Genomic DNA, 19,634 nt, shown 5'->3' with positions numbered 1-19,634 from the left:
GGCACTGATCTGTGCCACCTTGTTAAGCCGTTGATTGTGATCTTCAGTTGAGATAAGTAAATGCTGTTGTCACACGTTTGACACCGCTGGTTTCACTGGCAATTTTTGCAACCGCTTCCCCTTCTTGCTTAGTGACAATGCCAAACAAAAAGACTTCACCGTTTTCTGTCACCACTTTGATGCTGGATGACTTTACTGCATCACTGGTTAAAATTTTGGAACGCACTTTGGTTGTCAGCCAAGTGTCTGTGGAGGCCGTACCCAATGACACGGGATTGCCTTGACGGATCTCGTTATATACTACGTCGGTGCCTTCAACTTTCGAGGCAATCTGTTTTGCGCGCTCAGCCAGAGCCATATTCGGACTCTGACCGGTTAAAAGAATTTTGCCTTGATACACAGTCACTGCTACGCGGGCTTGTGCTTTAATCTGTGGATCTTTCATGATGGCATTACTGACTCTGGCTTCCAGAGTTGTGTCGTCAACCTGTTGCCCGATTGTACGGGGGTCTGAACCTGCTTTTGTGGCAATCGCGGCTGAACCCACGACGGCAGCACCAATACATCCTTGTAATAACATTACACTGAAACATATTGATAATAGAGAGAATAACCGCATTTAGTCGGCTCCTTATTCGTCCTGATGAGGAAATAACGTATTGTCGATTAAGTCGCACAGACAGTTGATTGTCAACATATGGACTTCTTGGATTCTGATGCTCTGGTGAGACGGGACGCGGATCTCAACATCCTGAGGCCCCAGCAATCCGGCTAATTCACCACCATCGTATCCCGTCAGCGCGACGATCGTCATATCGCGTGTGACAGCCGCCTCCACCGCCTTGATGATATCCCTACTGTTGCCATGTGTGGAAATCGCGAGCAAGACATCTCCGGTATGTCCCAATGCCCTCACTTGTTTGGCATAAATTTCGTTAGGTTGCTTACTATTGGCGATGGCTGTCATCACTACATTATCAGTATTCAGCGACAGGGCTGGTAAGCTTGGCCGCTCTGTTTCAAAGCAGTTTATCATGCTGGCGGCAAAACGCTGCGCGGTTGCGGCAGAGCCGCCATTACCACAGCAAAGAATTTTATTGCCATTCAGCAGTGACTGAACCATCATCATTGCGGCGCGTGATATTGCGTCGGGTAATGCTTCTGCTGCTGCGATCTGAGTTTGAATACTCTCTGTAAAGCAGACTTTAATTCTATCCAGCACGTTATGACCTATGTGTATTGGGTATATTTATACCCGTCGTCTTTCAAGTTGCAGTTTTGTTGGCTACGCTTACTCACCCCAGTCACATAGTTGGCTATGCTTCCGGGGATTAATGAGAGGCTCCTGCCTCTCACCGGAGGTCAGCCAAAGGCTGGGCAAATTCGTTTCCGACGAATTTGTCGTTCCCTTGCCGTCGCGCTGCAGCTTGAAATCCATTGGGTATAGCAATCAAACGGAGAACCCATCAAAATAGGTTCTCATTCTGAGTGAAGGCATTTTTCAGCCATTCAAATTTCTGACCTGTTATCGCACAAACATCAAAGCGGCAAGATGCTGTTTCCAGACACTCATTGCGTTGGTACAGCCAGACAGCAGCCGTATGCAATATCTTTCTGCACTTGCTTGGGGTAATTGTAGCAATGGCATCACCATATTGTGCATTTTGGCGGAAGCGGACTTCGACGAATACCCATGTATGTTTATCACGCATAATCAGATCGATTTCCCCGCCACGAATTTTCACATTCTCTGCAACAAAGACAAGCCCCTGTTTTTGCAAAAACTGTTTAGCCTGAAGCTCGTAATGACGTCCTAAAGCATAGCGATTGAGCATTTGTCGGCTTATTGTGCTGCATTACGATGTGCAGGATGACTCTGAACAGAATGACTGACATCGCCTGCATTGTTTTTACTGTCGGGATTATTCACGCTGTCAGTCTCATTTGGTGTTTCCGCCTCATCAGTATTATCGATACGATTTTCGATCGAGATACGCCCGTTACTGAACTGCATCCACGGTAACTGGCGCAAGATGGTGCAATTATCCGTGACAGAAAGCTCTCCCGATGTACCATTCAGGCGGAATCCTTCACTTTGCTGCATTTGCGTGAACTGATTGGCTAGTGACCATGCATCTATCCCCATTGCATAGAGACGCATCAGAGAATAATCATTGCCAAATTTTTTGGCAGCTTGCTGCATCAACGGAACATTTATCCCCGTCAACAATGGAATGTCGCTAAATTGCATACCCTCCATTTCCAGTCGGAAATCCGGGCCTGAGCCTGATTTATTACTGCGTGAGCTGGCATAGAGTGCGGGTCTTTTGCGGGAACTGATAGCCATATCAATCATTGGCTTGATAACCGTCAGCTCATCGGTTGTCGCAACAATATAAACAGCATCCACAGGGCCACTGGCTGAGTTTGTGGCAATAACTGACGTACCAGTCAGACGAATGCCAACACCACGGTTCATGGATTGCCTCATTTCAACCGGCGTTCCGAACGTTTGCTGCAATACTGTCTGCCCACCCAGTTTTTGCCATTCCTCAGCAAAGGCTTTGGCTACCCGATTACCTAATCCTGTACGCGGTATTAACACCAGAGGATCGTGTTTCTGTTGTTGCCAGATATGCAAGGCGGCATTTTTCGCTTCATCTTCAGGAGACAGTGAAAAATAACAGATATTTGCTCGTGGTTGCTGTGGTGCATCGAGCTCATTGAGAGCCAGAATATTCAATGGAGTTTCAATTTGAGCCAGTTGTTCCACATTAGGTTTCAGCAATGGCCCGACGACCAGAGTAATGCCATCTTGTTCAGCCTGTGCCAACAGATTGGCGAGAGGCTGGCTGTTCGTGTCATAGACTTTTACGGCCTGATCATTAATAGGAAGATCATTCGTTATTGAGAATATTGTGGAGGATGCAGATACAGCCGTGGCCACATCAGTATTCTCTGGTTCTGAAACACCAGCGTTTGCTGTATCGCGACTGATTACATCGCTATTGTCTGTATTTTCATCAACAGTAGCCGTGCTGTTTGTTGCGGCATAGCTTGAATCGGTGATATTCATCGGTACTGACGGTTTTGGCAATCCTTTTTGTGCATCAAGGAAACCTTGTTGAATGGCTTCTCCGAACACTTTTGCCTGACCGCTCAAGGGCAGGAACAGCCCTATTGTGGCACGGTTATCTTTTGGCTTTAGCAGCATTTGTTGCAGCTCAGTGGGTAAACTGCGCGCAGCTGGATTATTTGCGTAGCGGATTTGCCAGTCATGGATGGCAGAACGCAGCTTATCGAGCTCCTGCTTATTGGTCTGGTAGGTATTGAGTAAATCAAGCCAGCCCTGCAAGGTATATTCATCGGCATTGATCACTAATTCGCTGAGTTGCTGCGGAGAAAGATGCGTCAGTAATTGCCATGTCTCATCAAAATTTTTCTGGCGGCCAGCTTCATCAATGGTATGGTTTTCTGTTTCATAGCGCTCCAGAGCAATATAAGCGCGGATAACATCCAGTGATGGTTGATTATGGGCGGCATCAATCATGGTTTGATAGCGGTTAATCTCTGCGCTGATCTTATCCTGAGGATGAGAAGTTGGTTGCCCTTGCTGTTCTGGCATGGTACACCCTGCAATAATCATAGTCGATAGCAGAGCTGTACAGACTAAACCAGTTTTGAAACGCACAAAAATTGAGGAAAGCATACTGTATCCAGTGGTGTTTTTTTCAAAGATGCTCAATTTTAAATCGGTCATTCGGATGAAACAATGAATCAAACCAATCGAGCAGTGGTTACGACATCCACGCTGTATGTTGTCCCAACCCCTATTGGCAATTTGGGGGATATTACTCAGCGTGCTCTTGAAGTTCTTAAACATGTCGATCTGATTGCAGCCGAAGATACGCGACACACTGGCTTGTTGCTTCAACATTTTGCCATTAATGCGCGCATGTTCGCACTTCATGATCATAATGAACAGCAGAAAGCAGATCAATTGATTGCGAAACTGGAACAAGGAATCAGCATCGCATTGGTGTCTGATGCGGGTACTCCCTTGATTAACGATCCGGGCTATCATCTTGTCCGTCGCTGCCGTGAGGCCGGTATTAAGGTAGTCCCGCTACCGGGGCCTTGTGCAGCGATTACAGCGCTGTCTGCGGCGGGCCTGCCTTCTGATCGTTTTTGTTATGAAGGTTTCCTGCCTGCAAAAAGCAAGGGACGTCAGGATGTTTTGCGTGAACTGTTACAAGAACCCCGAACGCTGATCTTCTACGAATCGACACACCGTTTGCTGGATAGTCTAGAAGATATTGTGAAAGTGTGGGGAGCAGATCGTTATATTGTGCTTGCCCGGGAACTGACCAAAACATGGGAATCCATTCAAGGAATGCCTGTTGGTGAGCTTCTGGAGTGGATCAGGGAAGATGAAACCCGCCGTCGGGGAGAGATGGTGCTGATTGTGGAAGGTTATCGCAAACCAGCGGAAGACAGCTTGCCACCGGAAGCTTTGCGGACGCTGGCATTGCTGCAAAAAGAGCTGCCATTGAAAAAGGCAGCGGCGCTGGCGGCAGAGATCCACGGTGTGAAGAAAAATGCGCTGTATCGTTATTCACTCGATCAAAACCAAACACTCGATCACATTGAAGATGATGAGGCTGCAACCTGAAAGACAAAAAATATATACATTGGTTGTTAAACCTCTTATAATCCGCGCCGGAGTTGACTAGACAGTCGCTGCTTTACCGCTCTCTTTGGGGAGAAGTAAAGGGGAGGAAAGTCCGGGCTCCATAGGGCAGGGTGCCAGATAACGTCTGGGAGGTGAAAGCCTACGACCAGTGCAACAGAGAGCAAACCGCCGATGGCCCGGTTTTGTTTGCAAAAACAATGTTGGGATCAGGTAAGGGTGAAAGGGTGCGGTAAGAGCGCACCGCGCGACTGGTAACAGTTCGTGGCACGGTAAACTCCACCCGGAGCAAGACCAAATAGAGGTTCACATGGTACGGCCCGTACCGAACCCGGGTAGGTTGCTTGAGCCAGTGCGTAAGTGCTGGCCTAGATGAATGACTGTCCAAGACAGAACCCGGCTTACCGGTCAACTCCACAAATTTAGCCCTATAAAGCAAATGCTTTATAGGGCTTATTCATTTGTCAGTCAGTCAGTCAGTCAGTCAGTCAGCCAAGTCAATTAACAGACCTCGAAATGGGGTATCCGCCTGTAATGCTACTCTTTGTTCTTCCTGAATAAATACACCATCCCCACATTTAATCTCAAGATCACTATTTTCGTTACCGTTAATCCTTGCTTTGCCACTGATAGATTGCAGATAGGCATGTTTGCCCCGTAAAGGCAAAATCTGGCTGTCACGGTTTTTGAGCTCAATATAGCTTATCCAGACTTGTTGGCGCAGGTGCATACTGTTGCTTTCCGATGTGGGGGAAGCCAGTAATGTTAATGGCTTATTTGGCAGAACCCTGCGTTGTAATGGTTGTGCCTCTTGTTGGGGACAGGCATTGAGCCAGAGTTGCAGTCGGACTAGCGGTGTTTTGTCATTGGGATTGTGTTCGCTGTAACTAATTCCCTGACGAGCAGAAAATAGCAGGCAATCACCTTGTTGAGCATGGATGTGGTTTCCCTCGCTGTCACGATATTGAGCTTCCCCTTGCAAAATAATATTCAGAATATCGACATGAGGGTAAGATTTGGGCTGAAATTCGGCTTTCGGTGCCAAAATTTCCTGATTGAGAACACGCAGCGCCTGATAGTTCAAAAATTTTGGGTCAAAATAGTGCCCGAATGAAAAAGTATAACGAGCCTGTAACCAGCCATAATCGGCGTTGCCACATTGATTTGCTGCTCTTGTTATTATCATGATTGCCATCTCCTTAACCAATATCCCCTTCAACTTTCAAATTACGGCCTGATTGACAGTGTTACAACCTGAAATATATTGAGGATAAACCTATTCAATTTGATCTTAATTATCTGGACGTTGAAATGTTAGCCAGTTAATCTGGTCACTATATTCAAAATTCTTGATTGAGAAATATATGGGCAAAGAGCGGGCGCTTACATTGGAATCCTTGCGGGTCATGGATGCGATAGACAGGCGGGGAAGTTTTGCGGCGGCGGCGGATGAATTAGGGCGAGTTCCGTCGGCATTGAGTTATACCATGCAAAAACTGGAAGAAGAACTGGATGTGGTATTGTTTGATCGCTCGGGGCATCGCACGAAATTTACTAACGTTGGCCGGATGTTGTTGGAGCGAGGACGATTACTGCTTGAAGCCGCAGATAAACTGACGGCAGATGCGGAAGCGCTTGCCCGTGGCTGGGAAACACACCTCACCATTGTGTGTGAAGCTCTGTTTCCGGCTGCATCGCTTTTTCCTCTTGTGGATCGATTGGCAAAGAAATCAAATACACAGCTTTCGTTAATGACGGAAGTATTGGCGGGTGCCTGGGAGCGACTCGAAGCGGGATATGCTGATATTGTGATTGCGCCGGATCTACATTTCAGGGCTTCTTCTGAAGTGAATTCGCGTCCACTTTATTCTATTGGCAATGTCTATGTTGCCAGTGTGGATCATCCTATCCACCATGAACCAGAACCATTATCTGATGCCACGCGGGTGAAATATCGCGGTATCGCGGTTGCTGATACAGCAAGGGAGCGTCCTGTACTAACAGTACAACTATTGGATAAACAACAGCGCCTGACGGTCAGTTCGCTGGAGGACAAACGCCGGGCACTGTTGGCCGGGTTAGGCGTGGCAACCATGCCATACCCGATGGTAGAACAAGATATTGCTGAAGGCCGATTGCGGGTCGTTAGTTCGGAATACAGCCATGAAACCAATATCATCATGGCATGGCGGCGCGATAGTATGGGCGAAGCTAAATCCTGGTGCCTGCGTGAAATCCCTAAATTGTTTATGAAGCGATAATGCGAAAGCCCCTTGCTGCAAATAAACAGCTTGGGGCTTTCAAAACTTGGCGCTTTTAAAAGAAAAGGGATTACCAGTTTTTCTTCAAGAGACGGTCGATACTGAATTTTCCTGGTCCCATCATCGCCAACATCAGGTAACCTGCTCCGATGGCGAAGTTTTTCAGGAACATAGTCATGTTCATGCCATCTGAAAAATCATTGTGGAATAGAATTGCTGTCAGAATACAGAAAATAAATGTAAATACTGCCATGGTACGGGTCAGCAGGCCGAACATCACGGCAAGGCCACCACCGAGTTCAAGTAAGATAGTCAGTGGCAGTAAAATTCCCGGCACCTTCATGGCTTCCATAAATTCTTGTGTTCCCGCGTAGGCATCCCCCAATTTTCCATACCCTGCGATGATAAACAGAACGGATATTAAAATACGGGCGATCAATAGACCACTATCTTCAAATTTTTTCATTGTTTTCTCCATGAATACCGCGGGTAACGATAAATAAGTTGTCTGTTTAGATTAAATTGGCCAAAAATAGAACAAAAAGGCACGATTTGTTAATCATTAACTAATGGCGGTATTCTAGAGAGAGGTGTTATTTGTTGATAGTAAGGAATATTAACAGTTTCATGCAGTTTTTTTGAAATAACAGTTGTGCTAATCCTTATGCAGCGTATTGCGTACGATTTTTATGAAGCCCAGAATATTAATCATACGGCGTGACCAGCGATAAAGTTTCTTGGGATGGCGCAAGCTATAAAGCAGAACAATACCAGAACCAATAACGGCATACGGTTTAAAGGCGAGTAAAGTTTGCCAGCCTTTATCATAATATTGTGTGATTTCGAACCAGTGCTGGCGGCAATCAGAGAGTGATTGCCGTTGTTGTTGAATTTCTGTCAAGAGTTGCTGCTTTCGCGATTTTAGCTGCTGATGCCGCAATTTATTCACGAGGGTCATCCTCCAGCATTTTGCGATCAATATTCAGTTGTTCGCGGGTCGTATTAAGAAAAGACAGCTTCCGGGCTTTTTTAATTGTCCATATAGCACTAAACATGGCGAGCATCAGTAGGATTCCGGCGGTAATGGCCATTGCTGTTATGCGGTAGACAGGATCGATGCTCCAGAATATCAGAGCCAACAAGCACATTAAGCCAAAACCGGCGAATAGCAGTGTAAATCCTACCATCAGCAGTAGCTGTACCAACATTGTGACACCCTCTTCCAACTCAACAGCAACGAGCTGGATACGGGTTTCAACCATGCGGACAACAATTGCTGCTACCCGCCGTAAAGTATCAAAGACCCCTTTTCCAGGGCCTTCCGAATGAGATGATTGGGTCATTTCAGCGCCTTGACAGTAAAACACCCAATACCACGCCAACTGCTGCACCAATACCGACACCTGTCCACGGATTATCACGGACATAACTGTCTGCATGGCCTGCAATTTCTTTGGTTTGATCTACCAGCCTGTCGCTAGCATCACTGAGGGTAACACGCGCATTTTTCAGCGTTTTTTCCGCCTTGCTGCGTAGTTTTTCCAGTTCAGCTTTTGATTTGTCGCCGGATTCGTTGAGAACTTCTTCTAGGATATCTGCAAGGGATTGTAACTCAGTACGTAAATCTTCAGAGTTTTTCTTCTGTGGCATCACTGTTCTCCTTAAATATACGGTAGATGAATCTCTACCATAGTCGCTTTTATCAGGAGTTTAAAGCGCAAATAGATGAAAAATTGTCACAATATATCGAAAATTAACCTGAAATACCGGTTGAAGTGAATAAAGCGAGTGACTTAACGAACAAGCTGAAATGAGCGGGAGAGCCATGCCCTGTGGTATGTTTTTCCACGATACCACAGGGAGAATGAGGAATTACGATAAAGTGTTATTGGCGCGTTTTTTGCGCCAAATAACCGTCAGGCTGCCAATGAGTCCAATGAGTAACAGACCGACCGGTAACAAAACCAAAAAGGTCATCAGATATTCTTCATACTGGCGAAACAGCAGGCTTTTACCGAGAGCATAGCCTAATGCTGTCAGGATAATTACCCACAAGAACCCGCTGAGCCAGTTGAATATTTGAAAGCGCCCATTATTCAGTCCCGCGAGGCCAGCCAGTGTTGGCAGTAACGTTCTGATAAAAGCGAGGAAACGACCTATCAGCAGGGCGGATAAGCCATGACGATGGAATAGATTATGTGCGCGTTGATGATAATGAGCGGGGAGGTGTGACAGCCAGCCCTGAACGAGTTTCGTATTGCCAAGCCATCGTCCCTGAAGATAGCCAATCCAGCAACCGAGGCTTGCTCCGGTGGTGAGGATGACTAAAGTTATAGGAAAACTCATGGCCTCTTTTGCAATTAAGACACCAACTAATATCAATAAGCTATCGCCCGGTAAGAATGCGGCAGGTAAGATCCCATTTTCCAGAAACAGGATAGTAAATAGTAAAATGTATATCGTCCATACTAACGATGGGTTAGCGAGTGTTTCGTAATCTTGGTTCCAAAGTGCATAAATAAGGTCTGTTACAATTTCCATCAAATGTTCCTAAAACGCGGGTTAAGGATTGCATCTTACTTTTGTGGTGCATTTATGGTTAATTTCTATTGTATGCTTTGAAAAAGCAAAGCATTAAATATCATTCGGCATAAAATGCTCCCGAAATCCCTTCAAGATGGTATGAAGATTGACTGGGACACTTTAACAAAATCAGCAGTAGCGAAACAGAAAATTTTGTTAAGTAGTTGGGACTTCCAAGACATTCATAAATAGGTGTTTAGTCTACATTCAATAGATTTCTAGTCACAGGGCGAAGACAAAGGAACGAAACACAGTCCATAGTTATCTATGGGGCTGTGTTTGTGAGCGCAGACAACAAGGCTAAAAATTGAAAGTATATAGCGAGGGCAGTTATGATTGCACATCTCTGTTTCATATAGGGATTGCCATAAACAATGATTTTATTACACTAATTGTGAAATCATCAGCCATAATCCAAGTATGGCAAGTGTTATTCCTATAGCCCTATTTATAATGTTTTGTTTACTTAGTAGTTTAGCTCTTAATTTATCGCTAGATAAAAAATAGGCGACAAAGCTGAACCATATGAAATGGGAAAAAGACATAAATATTCCATACATAATCTGTATATATAAGGGAGTTGAAGGATTTACAACTTGTGTATAGACACTAAGAACAAATAATGTTGTTTTTGGATTTAAAGCATTAGTAAAAAAACCGTTCTTGAAAGAACTAAAGTTATCTATAATTTCGGGTTTGTCATTATTATCAACAGGATTTTTTTTACTTATAAAAGTCTTGTAACCTATGTATATTAAATACAATGCGCCGATATTTTTTATTAGAAGGAAAAGACTGGGAGTTTGACTTATTAGTATGCCGATGCCTACAAGAGTATAAAAAACATGAAGTAAAACTCCAGCAGAGATTCCCAGTGATGAGAAAAAACCTGATTTACGACCATAAATCAAGCTGTTTCTTGTTATCATAGCAAAATCAGCACCAGGGCTAATAACTGCCAAAATAGTAATTGTCGCAACGGCAAATAGTTCAATCATTTTATTATTCTTACTTTTTGCTAAAAGTTATCACAAGCATATCTCTTATTGATTTTTTTTCTTTATTTTTTCTAAAGATAGAACCGACTCCGTGAAATAGCTCTTTGTCATTTAGTATTACCATTTCAAAAGGACTTTTCATGGTGAAAGAGCTTAATTTATTTTTGTTTTTGTCATAAATAGTACTCTCTCCTCCAATGCAATTTATTCTGGTTATACATAGCATGACAACATAATCTACTCCGTCCCTATGTATTCCCTCTGGAGTTGGTTTTCCTACTTGATTGTCTGTTGCTTCAATTCTAAATTGATGAGTTTCTATATGCCAATTACCTTTTGGTGATAGTTCTGTAAATAAATCATGTGATAAACAGAAGATACTTTTAATTATTTCACTTTTAATTATTTCACTTTTAATAGGTTCATAATGTCTTGCTATATTACCATTTAAATTATTGTAGTGTTTTGTTTGGAAATGAGGTTGATGATCCTCCAGTTTTACTTTTCCTGAAGTAACATCAGAACTTAACGTTGAATATCTTCTTTTTCTATATTTACCGCCATCCCCCATATATTGGTCAAGTTCTAATTCATTCCAGCTATTTATGAAACTATCAACTTCGAGTGGTTTGTTATTTGTGTATTTTTTTATTAACTCCAGAGAATGCTCTGGTTTTAGGTATACGAAGTGCTTATGTTTTATTTGATTGAGAATGAATTTTTTAATATTTTCACTCGTGGGGTCTTGATAGGGGAGGTTATAATTGGTAATGTCAGTAAGCATATTTAGTCCATTGTTTTGTTTTTATTGGAATTTTCATTATATATAAATGAAATACTTAATTTTTGCAATGTGAATTTGTTTTTTTGGGGTTTTTGTTAAATTTAAAATAATAACTTCATATGAGTTGTAATGTACTTTGTGATAGTTTTCATCCGTTATTTGTGGTTTATTTCTGTCGTTTGTAATATTGGGATAAAATGTACTAAATATAATAATCAGTACATAATGTTTCTCTTGTTATTATTAAAGTTAGTTATTTTTTTTATGGTTTTTTTATCTATATTAATTATTTGGCCTAAATTTAAAAATAATCGCGTCAATGTAAGTTATGGATGTAAATAATTAATATTTAAATTGCGTTGTAATATTTCATTTAATATGGTGCATCCCGTGATGTGAGAATTGTCGTTTTGATCACACAAATGTGAACACTTTGTTATCAAATGTTGAGTTCTCTGTATATTGCCATTAATTATTCTTTGTCGTTTTCTTTATTTTTCTATACTGAAAAAGCAAACACAAAAACATCAGGCTCATAGAGCCAAAAATAACAAATGGGTGGGCTATGGAAAAACAACAAAAAGGCTTTATGCAATATATTATGCGGGGAAGTCTGGTTACACAAATATCAATCGGTTTAATTGCCGGAATATTACTGGCATGGTCGGTCCCCTCCGCCGCTAAGTCAGTTGGCATATTAGGAACACTTTTTGTTGGTGCTTTGAAAGCAGCCGCTCCTGTTTTAGTGTGGGTGTTAGTCATGTCTTCAATTGCAAGCCATAAAATAGGCCAGAAAAGTAGTGTTCGTCCGGTCTTGTTCCTCTATATCATTGGAACATTTTTGGCGGCATGTGTGGCTGTTGCTGGCAGTATGCTATTCCCATCGACATTGCAGTTGGTGGTTAATGATATGCAAATATCACCTCCAGAAAATATTATTGAAGTCTTGAAGGGGGTATTGCTCAATGTAGTTGCCAACCCTATTGATGCACTATTGAATGCTAACTATATCGGTATATTAGCATGGTCAACAGGGCTGGGTATTGCTTTACGCCATGGAAAGGAATCAACCAAGTCTATGGTTCAGGATCTGGCAGAAGCGGTGACACAAGTCTTGCGAGTGATTATTCGTTTTGCTCCTATTGGTATCTTCGGATTAGTATCTGCAACGATTGCTACAACAGGATTTGATGCTTTACTAGACTATGTACAATTGTTGGTGGTATTGCTGGGTTGCATGATTTTTGTTGCCTTAGTGATTAATCCATTGATTGTTTTTTGGAAAATCCGTCGTAATCCTTACCCGCTGGTTTTTTCTTGCTTGCGAGAGAGTGGCGTAACCGCGTTCTTTACCCGCAGCTCTGCAGCTAATATTCCGGTTAATATGGAAATGTGTCGCCGTATGAATTTAAATGAAGATACTTATGCTATTTCTATTCCTTTAGGGGCGATTATCAATATGGGGGGCGCAGCGGTTACCATTACCGTGTTGACATTGGCCGCTGTGAACACTCTGGGGATCAGTGTTGACCTGCCAACGGCAATTTTGTTGAGCATAGTTTCTGCGGTTGCTGCGTGTGGAACTTCGGGGGTCGTCGGTGGTTCTTTATTGCTGATTCCGTTGGGATGTAGCATGTTTGGTATTTCCAATGAAATAGCCATGCAGGTTGTTGCAGTAGGGATGATCATTGGTGTAGTACAAGATTCTGTTGAAACTGCATTGAACTCTTCCACTGATGTACTGTTTACTGCCGCCACTTGTCAGGCAGAAGACGCCCGTATAGAGTCTGAACAATTGGTTCAGCGTTAATCGTCAGCTGGCATAAAAAAACGGTGATACTAGTGATCACCGTTTTGTATTTAGCTTGTTATTTATTAAATCTTAAGCGCTAACCGAGCACCCTGATCGATTGCCCTGCGGGCATCTAACTCTGCTGCGATATCAGCTCCGCCAATCACATGCACACTTTTTCCCATTGCCTGTAACGGCTGGAAGAGCTCTTTCAGTGGCTCCTGTCCTGCGCAAACAATGATGTTATCCACCTCAAGACATTGTTGTTCATCACCACGACGGATGTGTAGACCTTGCTCATCAATTTTCAGGTATTGAACGCTGTTTAACATCACCACTCCCCGCATTGACAGGCTGGCTCTATGTACCCAACCGGTGGTTTTCCCCAAACCATCACCGACTTTGGAGTCCTTGCGTTGCAGCAGGTAAATTTTTCGCGGGGAGCGCTCTGCCTGAGCGCCTTCAGGACGCAATCCACCGCGATGCATAATTGTCTGGTCGATGCCCCACTCATGACTGAATGCATGGCTGCTCAGACTGGTACTTTGTCCGCTTTGGCTCAGGTATTCTGCGGTATCAAAGCCAATACCGCCTGCTCCGATAATGGCAACACGTTTTCCGACTTGCCGTTTGTGCTTCAATACATCAAGGTAAGTCAGCACTTTCTCATGATCGATGCCGTCAATATTGGGCGTGCGTGGTGTAATTCCTGTTGCGATGACAACTTCATCAAATGATGAAAGTTGATCAGCAGTTACGGTATGGTTGAGGCGAACGTCAACACCATTAAGAGCCAATTGGCGATCAAAATAACGCAAGGTTTCATGAAACTCTTCTTTGCCGGGAATTTGTTTGGCGATATTAAATTGCCCGCCAATTTTGTCATCTCGCTCAAAAAGCGTGACATGATGTCCTCTGCTGGCTGCTGTGACCGCAAAGGATAATCCGGCAGGCCCTGCACCGATGACGGCAATGGTTTTGGGCGCTTTGACGGGTTCGGCAATGAATTCAGTTTCATGGCAGGCGCGTGGGTTGACCAGACAGGAAGTCAGTTTGCCGATAAATATTCTGTCCAGACAGGCTTGGTTGCAACCGATACAGGTATTGATTTCATCCGCTCTGTTTTGCTCGGCTTTCAACACAAATTCGGCATCAGCAAGGAAAGGGCGCGCCATAGAAACCATATCAGCACAGCCTTCGCTGAGAATTTGCTCGGCAACATGAGGATCATTGATGCGATTGGTTGTGATTAACGGAATACTGACTTTCCCCATCAGTTTTTGAGTTACCCAACTGAACCCGGCTCTGGGCACCATCGTTGCTATCGTTGGGATACGGGCTTCATGCCAGCCAATTCCGGTATTAATGATAGATGCGCCGGCTTTTTCAATCTCCAGTGCCAGTTGTTCTATCTCTTGCCAGTCAGAGCCGTCTTCCACTAAATCCAGCATCGAAAGACGATAGATAATGATAAAACGTTCTCCGGTGATGGCTCGGACGGCTTTGACAATTTCCAGCGCGAAGCGCATACGGTTTTCGAATGAGCCACCCCATTTATCCTGTCGATGATTTGTGCGGGAAACCAGAAACTGATTGATGAGATAACCTTCTGAACCCATGACTTCAACGCCATCATAGCCAGCTTGTTGTGCAAGTTGGGCACAGCGGGCGAAATCCCTGATTGTCTGCTGAATATCCTCTTCGGACATTTCCCGGGGCACAAACGGGTTAATCGGGGCCTGAATAGCGGAAGGCGCGACGAGATTTTTCTGATAACTGTAACGTCCGGTATGCAGAATTTGCAGGGCAATTTTACCACCAGCTTGATGAACCGCATCTGTGATGGGTTTATGGTGGCGCAGAGCATCTTCACTATTCAGGACGCTGGCACCAACTGCAACAACGCCCTGCGGGTTTGGTGCGATACCGCCTGTGACAATCAATGCAACACCACCGGCAGCCCGTTCTGCATAAAACCGGGCTAAACGTTGGGTTCCATCAGGGTGTTCTTCAAGTCCCGTATGCATTGACCCCATCAATACACGGTTTTTTAGTGTGGTAAAGCCCAAATCCAGCGGTGCAAGCAGGTGAGGGTAATTGCTCATTGCATTCTCCATCAAATATTTGGTAACTCAAAAAGTTTTATTTTTTCGGATCACTTAGATCTTTCACTTGATTATGGCTAAGTGGTCGGATGAGATAGTTATCAAATTTAGACAGTTCCGGCCTGATTGGAATCTCTTTGTTAATTGATTGTGATAAGCATCATGAAATCCATTGGGTATAGGAATGCCTCTTATTTATTATTGTCGTATATTTTTTAACTGTGCATACTGCCGGAGTATTCTTCAACGATGGTAAAAATAAGTATGAAAAAAATAACTGACTGGGTCACGTTGACAGGAAAAAGTGTGACTCTGGTGCCTTTGTCACATGACAGACAGGATGAATTTGTTCGTGCTATTGAGGATGGGCAATTACATCAATTGTGGTACACCAGCGTACCTGATCCCGTAAATATTCATGCGGAGATTGAGCGCCGCTTAGCGCTGCGTGACAAGGAAAGTATGCTCCCTTTTGCCGTTATTGATAATGCAACCGGTATGGCTGTTGGCATGACGACCTATATGAATATTGATGCCGATATACCCCGGCTGGAAATAGGTTCGACATGGTATGCGCGCTCAGTTCAACGAACTGCCATCAATACAGAAGCAAAATTTTTATTGTTGCAGTATGCCTTTGAAGAGCTGGGATGTGTTGCGGTTGAGTTCCGTACCCATTTTCTGAATCACCAGAGCCGCAACGCAATTGAGCGGTTGGGGGCAAAACTGGATGGCATATTGCGTCATCATGTGCGCGCTAAGGATGGCTCTATACGGGATACCTGCGTTTACAGCATTCTCCTCAATGAGTGGCCCGCCATTAAGACGCATCTTGCATGGTTAATGGCGAAGCCGCGCTAAGTTACAGCTCGGGTATTCCTTCCTGACAAAGATTAGGCAGTAAGGGATGCCTTGATGCTGCACTCCAGCTCATCCAGTAATTGATAACGACGGCGATATTCAGCGCGTTTTTTACTGGGAATGTCATCCAGAGATTTTCTTTCAATAATTGAGGGTAAATGGAAATCATTATTTTCCTTTCTGACCCCACTCAGGGATTCCCAGAAGGAATTATAATCGGCCACCATTTGGTTCTTTTTCTTATGCCAATAACGGATACTGCGATAGATATGCGTCTCGTTACTGACCGCCAGAATTTGTTCACAATTTACGTGTTCGGCAAAACGGCTGATAGCTTCAATCAACAAACGTTTGGGAAAGAGTCCATAGCACTCTTTAGTTGCGTTGCGGATGATATCCAAAGAATTATCTCCTTTGGTTGGCCCCTGCAATACACCAATAAACAGAGTTTGTTTATCTTCAACCGTTAATAAAGTGAATGCGCATTTCGCCAGAATGACATTTTCAGCAGTGGTGATATATAAAGAAAGTTCACCTTCTTTATTTAAATTATCCAATGAATCAATATATATCATTAATGATTCATTTTTTCCCTGAATGGTTGCCAGCAAATAAGCATGAACATCAAATATTCTGCTAATAATGGCAGAATCTAATTGATTGAATAATAATTTATAATGCTCATTCAGCGCACAAACAATCTGTTTACGTTTAAAGTTAATACTTAAATATGGGCGATGTAATTTGCAAGGCAAACTGGGCTGTTTTTTCAAAATATCCAGATAGCGCGGAGTCTTGGCAAGACCATCCAAGAGTTTCAATGTAGAAACAGGTGTCAGGATACTGCGCAGTGCAAATTTAGTACGATTACTGGACGAATGCCAGTGTTCTCCCGGAGTAATCCGCTTTCCGACAAGATCGGTAAACAGCTTCACGCCTGAGGAAGCAGGTTGTTGTAGATAATTCATTAAAGATAAGCTCAATCAGAGATAAAAAATACTTATACCCTTCGTCTTTCAAGCTACAACTTTGTTGGTTGCGCTATAACCCGAAATCCATTAGGTAGATATTATTCCCATTGTATCATTTCTTTATAAAAAATTATCCAGATGTTTACAAAACATACCATTACTTTAGATTTATTTTACTCTTATATAAATAACTTTATTTTTATTAATTTTTATTCTTTTTAATTTTATTAAATTTGCCCTTATTTATATTTAAATATTTATTTTATGAATGAGTTAATAGCTTAATCATTTGCAATAATTAACAGTTGGTTTTTTTGTGAACTGTGAGAATTACGTGAAACCAGATAATTTTAAATTGGTTACAGCAGGCAGGGCGTTCATTATCTATGAAGCCCCAGAATCCCTTTTAACATTCTGAGGCTTTTTAAGAGCGGTCGTTGCGTTTGATCAGAAAAAATTGAAATCAGGGAGCAGGAGGAACGACCTGATTCATATTCAGTTTCATATGTAATAGCGGGAACGGATTGCCTTCCCCATCAAGTTCTGAGCGATCAAAAACCTGAAATCCCATATGTTGGTAGAATCCGACACCTTGTTCATTTTGTTCGTTTACATCCAATTCATTGATTTGTAATTCATTAATGGCGAATTCCAGCAATTTCTTGCCGATCCCTGTTCCACGGGCTTGTGGTGCGATAAACAACATTTCCACACGATGCTGATCAGTACTGATAAATCCCACGATATGATGTTGCTCATCTACCGCCTTATAGACAGTCAGATTCGGCAGATAATCATTGAGGATCTGTGGGCGCAAAACGTCAATCATGGACTTGGGTAGAAAATCATGAGTGGCAAGTACAGAGGCTTCCCAAATCTGAAGTAGTGCCGGAAAATCAGCCTCGGTGGCTGGTTGTATTTGCATTTAATAACTCCATATCTGGCGGTATTTATTCAATTTCCAAGTATAACCTAAGGTGCTACGTACACACTTGATAACCAAGCAGGTGGCGCAATCGCAAGGAAATGTTTCAGCTCATGCAAGATAGTCTCTATCGGTAAGCTAGTTGGTTGTGAGCCGTTGCGCCCAAGACGCGGCATAATGTACTGCACTCCGTCATAGTGCCAGAGGCAACCTTTCGTTTCGGCTGACTGCAATGTCCGCGCTAAAATCGATAGATCACGACGTGGCCGTGGTGGTGCAGATTGTAACTCAACCCATCCTTCATAGCGTTGATGGACAACTATGTCGTCCTGCGTGACCAGTGCGATTGTCGATAATGGCGTGCGATTGTGGAAAGAAATAGGTGAGAGTCCGAAATAACGTTGCGGTACATGCAAATAGGGCACATCAGAAGCTGACAGGCGGAATACGGCAAGATCGATCTCAGGATACTGCTCAATTGTCACATTCGGACTATCAAGTAACGTTTCCGTTTCCATATGATTTTGCTCGCCGTCACGCCAAAGATCTTCGCGGATCACAGAAGCATCCAGTAAGTCACGCATTGCCGGCAACAATTTGGAGAAAAGTGTCGCAACGTGCAACGTGTCGTGTGGTGACGCTCCCTCAGCAGGAGGCGTTTGCGCTGCGATTGTATTCAGCGTGAATGCGAGCCGGCGTGCCCTCGAGTTATGGCCACGGGCAAAATCGTCGAATTGTCCGATGTCGATGAGAAGTTGTTTATGGTTCTGTGCGTGCTCAGGTGCGAGCAGTGAATAGACAGATGCCAGCCCGTCAAGATCAAAGTGGTCGGTTGTCACATGTCGCACATCAGCCGGATATTCTGGCTTATCAGACAAAAAGTGCATCACGCTCTCAGTAGACAGATTCGCTTTGTAGCGTTCGGGAGTCCGGTTTGCCGGCCAGTGTGACAATGTCAGCCGAGTAGAGATATTATGGATCGCATCGGCGGCTATATTCGGCACATTGCGCGTCTCTTCGAATGGCAAGAACGCGAGACGATCGTCGGATGATAACCGTACTTCCTGAATAGGTGATGATGAGTCTGTCGTTGTCACTTTCTGTGTCACTTTCGGTGTGAACACGGAAAGGCGGGCATTGTCAGCATCAGGCTCGTGTAATTCAAGTTCACCATGACGACCGAAATCATAATACTGCACGGCAAGATTCTGGCGTCGTAGGTCGTATGGATTACCGTTTCGTGTAATGGCACCGCCTCCCGCAATTAGGTTTTGTAGATCGAAGAATTGGTTGTTATGAAGCGCGATAATGCGATTTGCAAGAAGTCGCAATTCAGATCTATTGAGTCTGGCGGCAATATCATCGTCAACCTGAACGAAGTTATCGCCGTCGTGAAGTGGAAGGAAACTTGTCATTAAATATCTCCTGTCAACCTTATTTAGGACGGGTCAGCAATAAAATATCAGCCTGTAATCAGCTCACTTCATCAACCTATCATTCCGGAAATAAATGGAACAAGGACATTAAGTGCTAAACAGAATAATGAAACAAGTTATGTTAACTTCGTCATAACTAATTGTATTTTAAGTGGTTATTATATGTTGGCAATTAATCACACCAATCATATTCTTATAAGAAATTGCTCCGCGAACCGGGTAAATGTG

20 protein-coding genes and 1 other RNA gene are annotated in these 19,634 nt (G+C 43.5%); 5 read left to right on the top strand and 16 right to left on the bottom strand.

Annotated features, from left to right (window positions below):
• Window positions 1-43: 43 nt before the first annotated feature.
• The 4 genes from dolP to FE394_RS01920 all read right to left on the bottom strand — a co-directional run bounded on the left by dolP (window position 44) and on the right by FE394_RS01920 (window position 3,709).
• Complete coding sequence (gene dolP / locus FE394_RS01935; protein WP_319924715.1) at window positions 44-619, bottom strand: division/outer membrane stress-associated lipid-binding lipoprotein; 576 nt, start codon at window positions 617-619, stop codon at window positions 44-46.
• A gap of 12 nt (window positions 620-631) precedes the next feature.
• Window positions 632-1,222 carry a DnaA initiator-associating protein DiaA gene (diaA, locus tag FE394_RS01930; RefSeq protein ID WP_319924714.1) on the bottom strand — a complete coding sequence of 197 codons (591 nt, stop codon included), beginning with the start codon at window positions 1,220-1,222 and terminating at the stop codon, window positions 632-634.
• A gap of 244 nt (window positions 1,223-1,466) precedes the next feature.
• On the bottom strand, window positions 1,467-1,835 hold the full coding sequence (locus FE394_RS01925) for a YraN family protein (protein ID WP_319924713.1): 369 nt from the start codon (window positions 1,833-1,835) through the stop codon (window positions 1,467-1,469).
• 8 nt (window positions 1,836-1,843) lie between these two features.
• Window positions 1,844-3,709: a penicillin-binding protein activator gene (locus FE394_RS01920; protein WP_319924712.1), complete on the bottom strand. Its 1,866-nt coding sequence runs from the start codon at window positions 3,707-3,709 to the stop codon at window positions 1,844-1,846.
• Window positions 3,710-3,772: 63 nt separating this feature from the next.
• Between FE394_RS01920 and rsmI the strand changes: the two genes are divergently transcribed.
• Both rsmI and rnpB read left to right on the top strand, forming a co-directional pair.
• On the top strand, window positions 3,773-4,672 hold the full coding sequence (rsmI, locus tag FE394_RS01915; RefSeq protein ID WP_319924711.1) for a 16S rRNA (cytidine(1402)-2'-O)-methyltransferase: 900 nt from the start codon (window positions 3,773-3,775) through the stop codon (window positions 4,670-4,672).
• A 49-nt stretch (window positions 4,673-4,721) separates the two neighbouring features.
• An RNA gene (rnpB, locus tag FE394_RS01910) (RNase P RNA component class A) lies at window positions 4,722-5,110 on the top strand.
• A gap of 64 nt (window positions 5,111-5,174) precedes the next feature.
• Here rnpB and FE394_RS01905 read toward each other — a convergent pair.
• Window positions 5,175-5,876: a pirin family protein gene (locus tag FE394_RS01905; RefSeq protein ID WP_319924710.1), complete on the bottom strand. Its 702-nt coding sequence runs from the start codon at window positions 5,874-5,876 to the stop codon at window positions 5,175-5,177.
• 178 nt (window positions 5,877-6,054) lie between these two features.
• Between FE394_RS01905 and FE394_RS01900 the strand changes: the two genes are divergently transcribed.
• Window positions 6,055-6,951, top strand: a complete 897-nt coding sequence (locus FE394_RS01900) for a LysR family transcriptional regulator (RefSeq protein ID WP_319924709.1) — start codon at window positions 6,055-6,057, stop codon at window positions 6,949-6,951.
• Window positions 6,952-7,021: 70 nt separating this feature from the next.
• On the opposite strand, the gene FE394_RS01895 is transcribed toward FE394_RS01900, so the two are convergent.
• From FE394_RS01895 to FE394_RS01865, 7 genes are all read right to left on the bottom strand, one after another.
• Entirely contained in the window at window positions 7,022-7,417 is a 396-nt protein-coding gene (locus FE394_RS01895) for a DoxX family protein (protein WP_319924708.1), read from the bottom strand.
• A 189-nt stretch (window positions 7,418-7,606) separates the two neighbouring features.
• Window positions 7,607-7,900 carry a YqjK-like family protein gene (locus FE394_RS01890; RefSeq protein ID WP_319924707.1) on the bottom strand — a complete coding sequence of 98 codons (294 nt, stop codon included), beginning with the start codon at window positions 7,898-7,900 and terminating at the stop codon, window positions 7,607-7,609.
• Complete coding sequence (locus FE394_RS01885) at window positions 7,893-8,294, bottom strand: phage holin family protein (RefSeq protein WP_319924706.1); 402 nt, start codon at window positions 8,292-8,294, stop codon at window positions 7,893-7,895. The genes FE394_RS01890 and FE394_RS01885 overlap by 8 nt, the downstream gene beginning before the upstream one ends.
• 1 nt (window position 8,295) lies before the next feature.
• The gene (locus FE394_RS01880; RefSeq protein ID WP_319924705.1) at window positions 8,296-8,601 is read right to left on the bottom strand and encodes an ElaB/YgaM/YqjD family protein; all 306 of its coding nucleotides are present in this window, start codon (window positions 8,599-8,601) and stop codon (window positions 8,296-8,298) included.
• A gap of 222 nt (window positions 8,602-8,823) precedes the next feature.
• A complete protein-coding gene (locus tag FE394_RS01875) occupies window positions 8,824-9,492 on the bottom strand; it encodes a DedA family protein (RefSeq protein WP_319924704.1) in 669 nt (222 codons plus the stop codon).
• A gap of 425 nt (window positions 9,493-9,917) precedes the next feature.
• Window positions 9,918-10,532 carry a LysE family translocator gene (locus FE394_RS01870; RefSeq protein WP_319924703.1) on the bottom strand — a complete coding sequence of 205 codons (615 nt, stop codon included), beginning with the start codon at window positions 10,530-10,532 and terminating at the stop codon, window positions 9,918-9,920.
• Window positions 10,533-10,542: 10 nt separating this feature from the next.
• Entirely contained in the window at window positions 10,543-11,316 is a 774-nt protein-coding gene (locus tag FE394_RS01865; RefSeq protein WP_319924702.1) for a 2OG-Fe dioxygenase family protein, read from the bottom strand.
• Window positions 11,317-11,881: 565 nt separating this feature from the next.
• On the opposite strand from FE394_RS01865, the gene sstT reads away from it, so the two are divergent.
• Window positions 11,882-13,126, top strand: a complete 1,245-nt coding sequence (gene sstT, locus FE394_RS01860; RefSeq protein ID WP_319924701.1) for a serine/threonine transporter SstT — start codon at window positions 11,882-11,884, stop codon at window positions 13,124-13,126.
• A 65-nt stretch (window positions 13,127-13,191) separates the two neighbouring features.
• Here sstT and FE394_RS01855 read toward each other — a convergent pair whose 3' ends face one another.
• Window positions 13,192-15,213, bottom strand: coding sequence for an NADPH-dependent 2,4-dienoyl-CoA reductase (locus tag FE394_RS01855; RefSeq protein ID WP_319924700.1), 2,022 nt, complete (start codon window positions 15,211-15,213; stop codon window positions 13,192-13,194).
• 264 nt (window positions 15,214-15,477) lie between these two features.
• Here FE394_RS01855 and FE394_RS01850 point away from each other — a divergent pair, with 264 nt between their 5' ends.
• Window positions 15,478-16,074, top strand: a complete 597-nt coding sequence (locus FE394_RS01850; protein WP_319924699.1) for a GNAT family N-acetyltransferase — start codon at window positions 15,478-15,480, stop codon at window positions 16,072-16,074.
• A gap of 32 nt (window positions 16,075-16,106) precedes the next feature.
• On the opposite strand, the gene FE394_RS01845 is transcribed toward FE394_RS01850, so the two are convergent.
• The 3 genes from FE394_RS01845 to FE394_RS01835 all read right to left on the bottom strand — a co-directional run bounded on the left by FE394_RS01845 (window position 16,107) and on the right by FE394_RS01835 (window position 19,385).
• Window positions 16,107-17,042: a VirK/YbjX family protein gene (locus tag FE394_RS01845; protein WP_319924698.1), complete on the bottom strand. Its 936-nt coding sequence runs from the start codon at window positions 17,040-17,042 to the stop codon at window positions 16,107-16,109.
• A 466-nt stretch (window positions 17,043-17,508) separates the two neighbouring features.
• Window positions 17,509-17,970 (bottom strand): GNAT family N-acetyltransferase, encoded by a 462-nt coding sequence (locus tag FE394_RS01840; protein ID WP_319924697.1) that lies wholly within the window; start codon window positions 17,968-17,970, stop codon window positions 17,509-17,511.
• 47 nt (window positions 17,971-18,017) lie between these two features.
• Window positions 18,018-19,385 (bottom strand): DUF6687 family protein, encoded by a 1,368-nt coding sequence (locus tag FE394_RS01835; RefSeq protein WP_319924696.1) that lies wholly within the window; start codon window positions 19,383-19,385, stop codon window positions 18,018-18,020.
• Between the last annotated feature and the right edge of the window lie 249 nt (window positions 19,386-19,634).

The organism is Xenorhabdus littoralis, assembly GCF_033949345.1.
Classification (GTDB): domain Bacteria; phylum Pseudomonadota; class Gammaproteobacteria; order Enterobacterales; family Enterobacteriaceae; genus Xenorhabdus; species Xenorhabdus littoralis.
The sequence above is the reverse complement of the archived record's forward strand: the minus strand, read 5'-3'. Positions and strand labels throughout refer to the sequence as shown.